Source organism: Paenibacillus sp. ALE2 (assembly GCF_054113385.1).
Genome location: NZ_CM134213.1, coordinates 4,908,459 through 4,922,429 on the forward strand (window position 1 = coordinate 4,908,459; position 13,971 = coordinate 4,922,429).

At 47.3% G+C, this 13,971-nt stretch carries 7 protein-coding genes; all 7 read right to left on the reverse strand.

What is annotated here, in order from left to right; all coding sequences use genetic code 11:
- Positions 1–40: 40 nt before the first annotated feature.
- The 7 genes from ACXHJ1_RS20945 to ACXHJ1_RS20975 are packed head-to-tail and all read right to left on the reverse strand — an operon-like array spanning position 41 to position 13,929.
- Positions 41–3,070, reverse strand: a complete 3,030-nt coding sequence (locus ACXHJ1_RS20945; protein ID WP_457905169.1) for a GAP1-N2 domain-containing protein — start codon at positions 3,068–3,070, stop codon at positions 41–43.
- A complete protein-coding gene (locus ACXHJ1_RS20950) occupies positions 3,067–4,332 on the reverse strand; it encodes a TRAFAC clade GTPase domain-containing protein (RefSeq protein ID WP_017428407.1) in 1,266 nt (421 codons plus the stop codon). The genes ACXHJ1_RS20945 and ACXHJ1_RS20950 overlap by 4 nt, the downstream gene beginning before the upstream one ends.
- A gap of 16 nt (positions 4,333–4,348) precedes the next feature.
- Entirely contained in the window at positions 4,349–4,990 is a 642-nt protein-coding gene (locus tag ACXHJ1_RS20955; protein WP_107734151.1) for a beta-mannanase, read from the reverse strand.
- Between the two features lie 18 nt (positions 4,991–5,008).
- Positions 5,009–6,298 carry a vWA domain-containing protein gene (locus ACXHJ1_RS20960; protein ID WP_107734152.1) on the reverse strand — a complete coding sequence of 430 codons (1,290 nt, stop codon included), beginning with the start codon at positions 6,296–6,298 and terminating at the stop codon, positions 5,009–5,011.
- A 45-nt stretch (positions 6,299–6,343) separates the two neighbouring features.
- Complete coding sequence (locus ACXHJ1_RS20965) at positions 6,344–8,710, reverse strand: transcription initiation factor TFIID (protein WP_457905170.1); 2,367 nt, start codon at positions 8,708–8,710, stop codon at positions 6,344–6,346.
- A 2-nt stretch (positions 8,711–8,712) separates the two neighbouring features.
- Positions 8,713–12,102, reverse strand: a complete 3,390-nt coding sequence (locus ACXHJ1_RS20970) for a tubulin-like doman-containing protein (RefSeq protein ID WP_107734154.1) — start codon at positions 12,100–12,102, stop codon at positions 8,713–8,715.
- A gap of 24 nt (positions 12,103–12,126) precedes the next feature.
- A complete protein-coding gene (locus ACXHJ1_RS20975) occupies positions 12,127–13,929 on the reverse strand; it encodes a vWA domain-containing protein (protein ID WP_031463418.1) in 1,803 nt (600 codons plus the stop codon).
- Positions 13,930–13,971 lie beyond the last annotated feature (42 nt).

The window sequence follows — 13,971 nt, forward strand, 5'->3', positions numbered from 1 at the left end:
GGCCCTGAAAGGAACCCGTCTTTTTACTGTCTATAGTTGCTTAGTCCGCAGTTTTCACTTGAACTAGCGGATAATCTTTCCCATCAACGGTAACCGTGCTAGCATCATTTAGCTCTAGCCGTTGCCAAATGGTCAACAACGTACGATAAGGATACTTGTCGAGGTCATATTCCGTTATTCCTGTACCATTATCGGACGTGCTGGTCGTGGTTTTATCAGTTGCTATACCGCTACCCTCAGTTGATATCTCTGAAGTCGCGCCTCCGTCTGTGTTGTCTGTCACTGCTCCAGTCTGATCAGCGGTTTTTCCGCTGGATGTACCGTTCAGATCTGTAGAACCACCACCTGTGGATTCTCTGTCTGCTGTCTTGCTTTTGGTGGTAGCTCCCTCAGTGTTAACGTCACCGGACGAACCATTGTTAGCTTTACTGGCTGCTTCCTTATCATTCTGTTCAGCAAGCGTAAAATTTTCGTATGAGTGCTCCTGTTGATCCGCGCCGACAATGACGAGTTTTTTAGGCTTAAATTCTGCCTGCTCTGCCGATGTTTGAAACGCAAACAACAGCTTGACCATTTTCGTAGTGGACTTGGTATTAGGTACATGTGTCACTATTGCAGTAGGCTCCTCTTTTATCGGCACTATAGGCTCTACTGGCTGTTGTACAGGCTTTGGAACAGCGGCAGGCGTTGGTGTGTCCACAGATCCAATTACCCCAGTTGCTTTCAGGCCGCCTAATGTACCTGCAATAATGATTAATACGATCCCGGAAATCACCCCGCCTTTGCGGAAACGACGAAGCGTTTTGACCAAAGGCGTATCTGTCTCACGTTTTGCTGCCAAATAGAAATTTTTAAACACAGGCTTAGCAGATTCAAAATATTGACGCCAAAGCGTCTTTTTATGCAGTCCCTCTCGTCCTTCCTTTTGGAAGAATAAAAGCAACGCACGCCGATAGGCTGGCTCAAAACCACCACGTGGAGTAGCAAACTCAGCGTGTTCCTCCGACCAGCGGATAAAGCGGTACATCGTATCGTTATCCTTCGCCCATTTGCGGATCGAACTGACCAGGCGAGCAAAATCCAGTATTCCCTCGCCAGTACCATCAGAACGATAGAAAGCTGGCAACAGACGGGCAAAATGGCCTTCTGCAAGCTGCTGGGGCAGCCAACCATAAGCCCAATCTTGCACCTTTTCTACTTCGCTTGGCTCCAGACCGTCTAGCACCGATGGTTCCGGGTGCTCCGTGTTAAACCAATCATAAGCCGCAATCAATCGCACGGCTTGTCCCTTGAGAGGAGCAGGCAACTTTCCAACCCACTGCACCAAATCGGGTCGTGTGAAAAACGGAATCTGTACGACCTGATCAGGTGAAATTTCTTTTAGCTCTACTTCAGTGAGCAAATACCGATCCGCTGCTTCCTGTAAGCGTTCTGTCAATCCGGATTGCTCCAGCGGGGACAGTGTGCCTACGGCAGAACTACTGTCCCATTGACGCAAGCGTTGGTGAATGGCAGCCACAGCCTCTACCGGCTTTCTCTCAGCACGTAGCTTGCCCATCAATGCAGATTCGGCCAAAAGCTGAAAATCGACATTCGCCGACACTTCGATATACCGACTGCCCCATTCATGCACCACGGCCAACAGGCCCTTTACATCAGGCGTTCTTTTCATCTGACTGTCCATGTAGGGAATGAACAGCATTTTGGTGAGTGCCGGATTACCCAGTACTTTCGTAAAATAGACCTTGCCTAATGACGGATTCTCTTCAATCGTATGATAAATATATGTGACTGCTTCCGTATTCCTGGCAGTATAAGCATTGTTTAGCGAACGGATTAAATATTCCACCAGCCGATTTTCGCTGCTGCGTGCATGAACTTTATAATAGTCCTTGAAGCAATCGACCAGCCCTACATCCGGAATATGTCCATCCTTCACCCGATCAAACTCATGATCAAAAAATGAAAGAAACAGATCATTCAGCCACATTTTACGTGGTAACGCATCAGATAGCGATAAATAATCAGTCAAGCTTCGTAATACAGCGATTCGCTGCTCGTTGTATAATGACCGCTCTCCCTGCTCAATTCTGTACAGCGTAATGAGCTCATGATAGCTGGAGGGCAATAGTTCACGTCCTGCCTCCATGCCTGTCAGCATTTGCTCGGCAAATTTGAGAAAATCGTCCGCAGCCCCGCCATTCAGTAGCGTACGGACAATCCAGTCAAAATAAGGCTGTTTCACCTGCTCTGCATCCACATTCAGTATTCGACTATTGTTTGAGAGGTCAAATACAAAGTCCTTTTCTACATTCCGATCACCGGGACGCAAGCTGAAAGGCTCAACGAACATTAAGTGAATGCCTTTTCTGCTGTTCGGTTCCTGCGCATATGTAAGAAATCCGAGTCTGTTGCGAAATGCATAAGGCAGTGCCGCGTACAACACACCCAGCAGTTGCTTGGCTGAGGATGCTACCACTTCTGCTGGCACATTCAGCGCTACATATACCTTTTTGCGACCCGCGGCTGACATCATGACTGCGTACAAGAGCTGCTTGAACACTTCTTCGCTCAGCTGCAATTGAGCCAGTACTGCAGACGGGTCAACAGCGGGAAATACACTTCCACCTGGTAGACGCTCTAATTCCGGTAATTCCGTTCCCTGCTCAATATCATAGGTATCGACAAACGAAGTGTTCAGCCACTGCTTATAATCAGATGGAGACTCACCATGTCCGGCCGGAATCACATAGTTATGCGTAAAAAAAGCGCTCCGCAGCCCAGTGAAATCCGCTGCTTTATAAATACTGCGTCCGAGCACTACATCCCCGGACTCTGTCCGTACCAGATGTAAAGCTTCCGGATAGCCACTCTCCTGCTTCTCACCACGCGCTGTCAATGCCGCAGGCGCATCATACACACATAAAGGATGCAACACCTTTTTAATAAATGAAGTATCCAGTCCTTTGGAATTAGCCACGGTATCAAAGCCTTCGGTAGAACGGAAAATACCACGCCGTTCCCGTGTGTACATCTGCTGCTGTATCATACGAGAGGTAGGATAACTCACTGTGATTCTCTCCCCTCGATGTACTTCAACTTGTATAGCAGCCAAATGAATGGCTCATCTACACGGATCGGACTAACCAACCCTTGCAGCTTTTGCTCCACCGGATTGCTACCTAGAGCAGAAACCGCGAAATAGGCTGTATCTGTAAAATATACATCCATTGTGCCCTTGAACGGCTTATCCACCTTCTCGATAAAGCGCCGAACTTCGCCATCTATGTTCGAGAACTCATCCAAATCCATGTATTTGCGATGTTCCATTGGATTAAAAATATTGCTGTTCGTCTTGATATACGTGCCTTCTTCATCTGCCAGCGCAGTAAGCATGTCGCTTTTGGTCAGGACCACAGCGGTTGGAATGTCCGTCTTGCCTTTTTCCTGGTATGCGATAAAGTCACCGAACATCGTAAGTACGACATCACGCGGCTCATCATATTGCGAGACCCATTCACCAGGCTTATCGCCAAGATTAATCTTAATACGTTCCCGGATAGAACGGATTTGCAGTGGATCGACCATAAAAAGAATACCCGCAGAATTTTTAATATGCTGTCCATGCAGTCCCAGATAGTCCTGATCGACCATCCCCTCACCAGCTACATCAAAAAATACCAAAGTCAGTGGTGGCTTTTCCTCATCCTTAAATACAAACTGGAAAATAAAAGGCTCCTGCATCTTTTCTTTTTGCGTCGATGTAAGCAGATCGCCACGTTCAAACAGTGGTTCCTCATACATCGTGCGGAACTTGCGGCTGATCTCTGCATTGAGCGGCATGCAAGCCGCGTCAAAATGGTCGGCCGTCACATGCTGCAGCGTGTGAATCAGGGAGGTCATATATACAGATTTCCCCGCCTGTGAAGCTCCAATAATCGAAATGATATTACTCGGCACCTTGCCTGCGGTTACAGGCAGCTCGTTATGGCAGTGTGGGCACAGTCGGTGACGCGTCAGCTCACCGTAACGGTCCGTCAGACCTGTCAGCACATGATCTGAATACAAGCGATGCTCCTCAGGTACATCATAGGGATGAAGAATGGCCTCCATATCATGCACACTATCCAAGCCAAAACGCTCCCGATATTTGTTCAACAGCTCATCTTCACCCAAAGCGTAATCCTCATCATCTTCGCGGTGATGAGAAGCACGGAATACCACTTCCTCTGGTGAAAATTTACTAAAGCAATAAGGGCACACAATATCATAGAATAACGGCCGTGGCTCGGCCTGTGGCTTTCTTCTGAATAAATTGCTAAGAAAACTCATCGGTTGTGGCCTCCTTTCATTCAGGGACTAATTCATATATCGTGCCATACTTCTGACCGTTCGTAAAAAACAGCCGCACATACTCATCTCCCCCCACTTCAATAGAGGGTAAAACATTCCGTCCTGCGGCAAAGGGTGCCGTGAACGCATACAAGGTTCCATCGTCCCGGTCTGCCGGATAGCCACCGCGCTTCTTCACGTAGCAAAGCGCCTCCTGCGGAACAGGAACTTCGGCTGTCACCTGAATCTGGACTGTTTTGCGGCTGCGAAACCAGCTTTTTTTATGGTGAACCGCATATTTGATTTTAGCCCTACCTGTGCTCAACTCCAGTTGGTTGGCTCCGTCTTGCTGGCGGATTACAAAGGTTTCTCCAGCCTCCCGAACAGCTGGATACACGGTATACCGCACACGTCCAATGCCTTCAATTCGGTCACGATAGCTGCCAGCGGCCTTATATTCCTCGCGTGTAAAAAGCTTCAGTTCAGAAGTCGGTGCTTCATTCTGTCCATTCGCACCTGTATCAGCTGATTGTTTGGCAATATAGACCACGGCTGCGCCTTCAGGCCACTGCCAGCGTAACACAACCCGGTTGTCGTCAATTTTGTGGCTCAGCTCCGAAATCACAGGATCATCGGGCTGTGCATCCCTATACTGCATAAGTTCCCGCCTCCCGTTCTAAAACCCACTGTTGCGTCGATTGCGCGTCGGGCCTTCTGGTGTCCCTCTCCGGTGGCCTGACGGTCCCCCCTGGCTCCCACCACCAGAAGATCGGCGAGTATTTTCCGCAATCGGCAGAACAAGCGAAAAGACAGCAATAAGGGCCGCAAGTATGAGCGCTGCCAGCAAACGTATCATCAAGTCACCTATAGGCGAGCCAGATAACCCTCTTTCCAAAATCAAGCCAGCGAGCAAGCCGGCTGGAACTCCACCAATTGCGAAATTCCTCGCGAGAAAACGGTTATCAAACATCAATCCAAGAGCCAACCCTAATAGAACCCCAATGATAACCAGAGCCGTTACGCGATAAATGGCAAAATACAGACTGTCGGCATACTCACCTGTCCGCTCCGTTACCAGCGTGCGATCACCAATTTGGTTATATATTTTACCGAACGCCTGAGTAAGTCCTTGGGCATTAGCTACATTAGAATAAGTTCCGCCCGTTAGGCTGGCAATATTTTGCAACAAAGCTATACCTTCCGATTCTGCCAGTTTCAGGCCGATCGTATTAATCGGAATCTGGCGGGCAATGTAAGGAGCCAATGCGGTCTGAGTATCCAGTTCACTAAAGCCGTCAGAGAGCATAATAACGAGTGAACCTTTTTCCGCATTGCCTTGGGTTTCAATCTCCTTGATCGTCTCGTCCAGAGCAAGCCCAATGTCTGTACCGGCTGACATTATAGTCTGCATACTATCGATTTTGGAATAAACCGCTTGCTTCTCTGCGTCTGTGCCAACGGGAGTAAATGGCTGCACCAACTGCGCAGTGGATTCAAATGAAACAATGGCTACGCGCTTATCACCATCCATTTGCCCAATTAGACTCTTGGCAGCCGTTAGGCGTTCATTATCGGGATCTGTTTGCTGCATACTCCCAGAATTATCAATCACAAGCACGAGGTCCTGTACACTCTTGCGCCCTTCAGGGTTAACCTGATAACCTAGTTCTAATAGCAGACCTGCCACGAACAACATGACGAGTGTAGCAGGTACTAGTAATTTCCAGGACAATCCGGAGTATCGTTGTCGCCATGAATGCCCATTTAACTGTGGCGAAATCAGTTCGCCGATAAGACAACCTAGACCAATGCACAGCGCCATGATGCCAAAATACAGCCCGATCACGATGATATGTGGCCAGTGGCCTATCAATTTGTGAAGAATAAGCTCTCCCAAGATGAAGCCTACTACAGCGCCCAGCAAGCCGAACACCAACAGGAGAACGTTAAATTTACGTTGCTTCATAAGATTCGTTGCTTCCTTCCATCATTAAAGTAGGATAATATGTGGCTACCGCAATTCCGGCAACCGGTCCACGTCGATTCCATGAAACACGAAACCATTCGCAGTATATGTCTCATAATACGTTTTGCCGTTGCGGTAAACCATCAGATCTTCCAGATGGAAGCCGCCCATCAAATGCAGTTTTTCCACCCCGCTGCTGCGACGCTCATGCACAAAACCCAGCTTGTAAATTCGCGAAGTAATGTCCACTTCCATCGCATAAGGAAGAAACTCGCCTTCGTAATCACCAAAGAAGTACTTTTCTTCATACCGATGCTCATGGGTGTAGTCGAGCAAACGTACATTAATTCCGCCATGCTCTTCTAACGTTTGATACAGTTTTTTAAACAGTTCATCCTTTGGAACGACCCGCCGATTTTCATATGCAGCAGCTACATTGGCACGACGTAATAATTCTTCTTCGAATGTCTGATTAAATGGCTGTGAGCTGAGAATCAAGGTACGGCAGGTCTGTGTAAGTCTATCCACCAGCGCGGATAAACCTCCATCCAGCAATCCAGATACAGGTCCCATATGCCGGGTGTCAAAGAATATAGATTTTCCCCGCTTGCTTTCTAGCTCACGCATGACATCCTCTGTCACACGCTCATAGTACTCGAACAGGTTTTGGCCTGTGTAACTGTCAGCCTGCCGAATACTGTCCGTTGCAGTTTGATGCAGGTCACGCTCTAGGTTGGCAAGCTGTACTGTAATATGCTTGGCCTGTGCATGCCATTTTTCCAATGCCAGCTCATAGCGGCGAAGTAGCTCCAAATCCACTTGAATCCGCAACATGTGCAATTTATGTCCGTAGACTGTCTCGGTCAGATAACGGATCAAGCTGCGCACATTATGTTTATCCATAAGTGGCAGTCGTTGAAAGGGCTGATCCTCCACTCGTCCGCTATACAGCGCATCCAGTTCGGCTGCACTAATCTGCAAATCATTGGACGTATCACGAATCAGTCCCCGAATAGCCGTAAGCACATTTCCTGTTTGATTTTCATCTGTCCAATCTGTCAGCTCGAAAAAGCCGATATGAGGATGTTCTTTAGCAGCTGCGTTCACAGCCGTCTGCAAACGCAAATCCGCCTGAAAATCTCCCAAGCGTTTATGTACGATCCGTTCGCAGTTGTCACGGAAAAAGGCTTCGCAGCCCTGACCAAACAAGGCTTCCTCTGCTTCACGTAATGTCATTCGTTTCAACGAGCCGTAACTGGCTCCGCTGGTCATTAGTGCGCTCATGTCCATGATCGCCTCATTGTCAGGAACTAGATCATTTCGCGTGCGGCCACGCTCGGCAGCATCTAAACCAAAATAATTTAGCTTATCACGTATGTCCCACTCTTGCTCGGTTCTCATACGCTCTAACAACTTCACATAAAAGTGATACAGCACTGTAAGCGCAATCGACTGATTAGGGCGGTTAACCCGGGAAAATCCGGCCGACACATAACCCTGCCGCCCGGATTCCGTCATGATGTTGTTCTTAAACGATGTATTATTGTAGCCCCCATCCTGTGACCGATAGGAATCTCCTGCCTGATAACGGTTTTTTAGAAGCTGAATGTGACAAATAATATCACAGCTCTCGCGCAGACTATTCGCCACCGTTACGCCGCGCTCATTTTTGTCGGACAGCACATAGACAAGATCAAACAACGGAGATGGAGCATGGGATACCGGGATGGTCAATTTGTCCTCGGTCATATGCAGCGGTGCTGTAAACGTATATGCTGGGCTCTGGATATAATCCAACTCCCGCATAAAAGCAACGGATGTTGCACTCCTGTAGCCGAATTGGGCAGCCTGATCGCTTTCGCTCACCAACACATACAAATCCATTTGTACCGATTTAAAAGATTGCGCAAAAATATACTCTGCCAACAGCGTAATTTCAGGAATTAATACGTTCATGGGATCATCCGCTGTTGTCAAGATCGACAAATGTACACGCTCGAACGAGGAATACAACCGTCCGTAATCAGCCAGATGTCCACTAGCACGGCGCAACGCGGTGTTAAGTTCAATTAACTTCGATTCATGGGTATAAAAAGCCTGGTGCAAGTCACGGCGTAGCGTTTGGTGGCTACTTTCTTCCGGTACTGCTATCGTATGAACGATGGCATCCACCGAGCGGTCTACAGCCGCATGTTCTTCCTGTGAGCGAATCTGAATATAGGTTACCCCTGTGCTGTTATCCCACTTGGTCCGGTTGATATCTGCAATTGTGTTCATCACCGGGCTCATGCGATCGCCGATAAAAAGAAACACGGACGGGAAATGGATGCTGCTGCGTCCATCCCCGCTTCCGATTAATTGGTCCTCTGCGGCTGCATAGTCAGCCGCATAACGTAACAGCTGCTCTCTCATACTTACTTCAACTTTCTGCGGATGTCGTTTAATTTTCCAGCCATTTGAGCATAGAATGCATAAAGTTCCGCTCCATTAGCCAGCTCTACCTTTTCATATTCCAATTGATTGCGAGCCTCTGTGTAAGTTGCAGCCAATTCATCCAACTTCGCCAGCAGTGGTGTAATATCCTCAGATGAAGTCAATACAGCATCACGGCGATCCGCCTTGCGCATTAGAGCTGCAAATTTCTTCTCTTCCAAACCACGGAAGTTTGTGAAGACTTCAAACTCCACATAATTGCGGCTTTTCATGACGTTGGCAAACGGCTCCCACGCTTCTTCCTCTTCATCACGATCATAGACGTACAAAGCGCCTTTTTTCGTAATTGTGTCCGTGTAGAGTGCCTGAATGAACTGATCCAACCATTTTTCTTCATCCTGATATTTGCCCAGCAAAGCTTCCAGTTCAGCGGCTTTTGCTTCGATTTGTATATATTTCGCCAGCTCATCACGAACCACCTGCGTTAGCTCTGGTGAACGGATCAGGTTTTCCTTCGCCATCTCTTCATTGATGCTGCCAAAAATATCCTTGCTTCCGGCCTGATCAAGCCCTTCAGCTAGTAGACGCTTCAGCTCAGACCATGCTCTTTTCACCTCACCCAAATTCGGCTTGGATTCCTGCAATCGCATATCGTAGGCTGCCAGTAGCGCATTCAGATCTAGCGCTTTTGAGCGAATTACAGTAAAGCGGCTGCTTGTATTTTGATCAACATCCTTCTCACGAATCACGCCGAGTGACTTGGCTCGGTCGAAGTCATTGCGAATGCGGGCGTTGTGGGCTTGCACACGGGAGTTGACGTAAGTTTCTCCCCATGACTTTTCAGGAATCGGCGACGGCAAATTCGTCCAGTTGTTCTGACCTGTCTGCACCAGATGTCGGCCAATACCTTCGCGGTCAAGAATGGTTTTCTCATAGCTCTCTTCATACACTTTGAGCGGCGTATATACAAACAGAGGAACACCATTACGCGTATTGAGCCAGAAAATCCGGTTACGGACTTCACTTTCTTTAATAGTAAAGTGCGATTTGCCAATTGCATTATTTTGATAATTGCGAACGCCCTTCAGGATATTAGGCGACTGTACAGGTACCGAAACGAATCCCCATGACGGGAAGTACAAATTGCCAGAACTATTGCTCAAATGGAAGACAGGTACAGCCTCCTCATCCAGCTTGCTTGCAATGTAACGCTCCACAAATTTTTCAATTGCTTCGTCCTGTCCGTATTTCATGACCAGGAAATCTTCCATGGAACGGGTAATGAGATCACCGAATTTGTCAGTCAAGAAATTAGAAATCGAGCTGATGATATCCATATCCTGATCTTTCACCCATTGATCTGAATTTTCCAGCAATTCTTGGGCAAAATCACGGATCAAATCGTCACCATTGCGATTATCCAGCAGCTTGGTCACAACTTCTGAGATATCCGGTACACTTACCAGATTCCAATAGTACGTCTTGTTTCCTTTGTGATCGGATTGTTCCTCGCCGTTAATCAGCAGATCGCCGTTCTTCTCGAAAATGGCACTCAGTGCATTCAAAATTTCAGTAAATACATTATAAATGCGATTATTTTCTTTATTTAGTAGGTCATACAGATCTTCATAAAATTCAATGAGCTGCTCTGTACGTTCCACATCAGCCCGCAGCCAATATTCATTAATTTTTGCTTCAATATATGCATTTTTCTTCTTATCCTTGGATACAAACGCGCTCTTGGCATCACCCAGCTTCTCATTCGCTTGCTCACGCGCCCATTCAATGTCCGTTGGAATACGGTGCAGCGATTCACGCAGCGTTTCAACATAGGAAAGCAGCATTTTCAGCAAGCTAAATCCTTTTTCAGTATAAATCATGCGAGATACATAAAACGGTCCTTGCTCGGGATGCAGGAACATTCGGCGGATTTGGTCTGTAAACTGTCCTGTAATTTCACCGGGAAGTTGTTTCTTCGCTTTGATATACTCTTCGCGGGCACGCGTCAGGAACGTTTGCTCCAGCTCAGTGTCCATATTGACTACTTGCATTTTAACAACATTGTTATAACTTAACCGTTCACTGTTCTCAAAACCCGGAAGCGGCTCAGGTACACGAGATTCAAAGTTTTTGATCATGCTATCCAGATCGACACCCAGCTTGCGGGCAAACTTCTCTACATCCTCCTGATTCGGCGCTTGCTCAAACATTTTGGACATTTTACCAAACATCCGGTAAGCCAGATATGTCGTCATTTCCTCCATGGGCAGCACTGCCGAAGAAGCTCCGATAATATTGTAATCATAGTTTGCTGGATACGCCTTATTCATTTGCGCGATATTGGTACGAATGTTGCTGATATAGTCATGAATGGCGAACTCTTCGCCTGACTGTTTTTCCTCACTCGCCATAAAGTTGGTGATGTTCTCAGCGGTGACATTCATGCAGTAATCATAAGCATTTTCCAGCAGCTTGCCTTCCGTATTCGTAGCCGAAATAAGGTGACACAGATTAAATGGCGGCAGCGGCGAGTTTACAGTCAAAATGTTACCGTACTGTTGCTTAAAGCGTTCGCCACGACTGTCCACATTCATCCAGTAGTCCAGTTCTTTCAATGCAGCATAGCCGTTCTTTTTAATATATTCACGCGTATGCTCGCTCAGGCTTTTATTCGCCAGATTAATATCCGGCGTGAACAGATAACCCAGTGTGTTAACACGGTCTACACCAGCGGAACCATAATCGCGCTCAATGATGCCTCGGACGATATATGAGATATCGAGGAAAGTACCACTCCCTGTACCGCCGGACAATCCAGACAGCAAAAACACCATAAGCTTCTTGTTAGTGCCTTCAGACAGGGTTTTAATTTTTTTGTCAATACTTTGTACGACCTGATTGATTTTGGTGAACAATAGTAATCGCCCAGCCTGACGTACCCCTGCCGCCCCGTTCATACCATCGGTAATGCTCAGTTCGGGAGACAGCCAGTCAGTGATGTACGGCTCCAAAATACTACGGTTTTGCAGCAATCCGCCGATTTCTGCATTGGACAGTAGTACAAACTCATTGATGGGATCCAAGCCAATCCCTTTGTATTTTTTGTTACGGTCTTGTTCATTCGTTTCAAAAGCGAGAAATTCTACATTATCCGGCTTCTCGCTCTTTTTCTTGGAAACCGGGTCTGCCGGCAGCTTGAATCTGCGGTTTATTTGATATTTCAAGCGGAGAAGGGCGTCAATCCCCGTTCCCCCAAGTCCGATAATTAAAATAGGGTTATCAATGGTATCTACTCTGATCTTATCGCTTACGATCCCTCCGCCGAGTGATACGTCTAATTGTTGGATATGCTCTCTAACTACTGGTTTCATAGATATGACCTCCTAAGGGTTCGTTTAGCTGTTTACTGAAATAAACTCCAGTAAAATGGTTTTGTCCACACTAGCCAGCGGGATCGTCAGACGATCACCGTTTTTCAGTTCAAGACCGTTGCCTGTGTCTACAGCACGCCCGGATTTTTCAATCGTAATCTCCGGAGTGCTACGCACCACGATCCGATCCTGATTCGCTGGCGTGAACACGACCTTATCGGTTCCGGCAAATTCCGGCGCCAGTTGCAGCAACTGGTGTAAATTGAATTTGCCCCGGAAGGTGTTCAGCTTCTTATACTGCGGGTATGTCTTTTCGCCGGTATTTTCATCCCGGATTTCCAGTACGATCTGGCCGACAAAGCCACGATTAGCTTTTTTGACAGCCTTCCAGATGAAATATGCCGCTACCAGCAGAACGAGCAGTCCCACCCCTAAAAGAATGAGTGGCAGCAGCTTAGACTTCTCAGCAGGTGTCGTAGGCTGGGTTGTGCCAGTATTCGTACCACTCGCCGCCCCAGCTTTGGCGCTGATGGTTACGGGCTGCGTTTCACGGTAAAAGCTCTTCTCCTCTGCTCTGACGGTTAGTTCATAGTCATGCTCATCTGGAATCGTATAAGAGCCGGTAAAAGCATCCCCTGCGTTAGTTAGGGGCACTTCATTTGTTGTACCCGTATCAAGGTCTTTGACCTTCAGGACAGCATTCATATTCGCATACAATTCCTGATCCTGATAGTGCTGGTTATTGCTCGTCAGATAGGAACGAATTTGAACCGTGTCACCTTTTTTGTATGATTTCGCAGGCGGTGCGTCCAGCTTCAACTCCAAATCATAGTTAAATACCAGATTAATATCAATCTTATCCTGCTGCACTCCCTTGACTTGAAGCTTCCAGTCGCCAGCTACAGGCTTGAGCAATTTAATCAGCGAGTAGCTTTTGGACTTGGACAGCAGTACATCGCTCGAAGGGATCGGCTTCGTATTGCCCGACGGGTCTATTAATCTCGCGTCCACTGGTTTCGAGGACATAATTGAAATATTGGCTTCCAGCACGCTATCGTTTGGTACGGTTACCGTAACGTCCTGATAGTCGCCGTTGGCCGTAATGGACTGCAAAGGCACCACTTTCAATTTCAGATTGCTGGCGAAAATTTCACTCAAAATATTCGGCAGATCGTCCGCCGAGCTTGTAATAAAGGACTTGCCTCCCGTTTGCTGCGCGATGTCGGCGAGTTTATTCTTATTTAGCTTTCCATCTGCATTCAAACCGATGGTATAGATCGGCACACCGCTTTTTTTAGCCTCGGCTACAGCCTGCGCCATATCCTGAGTGGATTGGCTTTCAGTTCGACCTGTCGTCTTATTAAAATCGTTGTTACCATCAGCTAACATAACGATCATAGGCGCATGTCCGGCTGTTTTGCCATCCTGCAAAATACGGATCGCTTCCTTGACACCTACGGAGGTGTCAGTATACGCTCCCCGGTTCAGCCCGTCAATAAATGTCTTCAGTTCCTGCTTATCCGCTTCGGATGAAATATTAAGCAAGGCTTTCTCGCGTTGTACGACATCCGTATACGCTACAATCCCAACCTTGTCATTTTGCGTTGACAACATATCAATAAACATTTTCATGGCTTCATTGCCAATCTTCCCAGGATCACTGGTGTTCATCGAATTACTTACATCGACTACCAACACCGCATCCACTTTAGAAGCTGAGGGTGAAGCGGCATTCGCCGTCTGTGGCTGCCAGGCCGAAATCGAAGTCATGATCATTGTACATATGATTCCGATGACCAAAAACCATTTTCTGTCTCTACTAAACATCGCTTGTACCCCTTTGCCGATTAATTCTCATTCTAAATTACA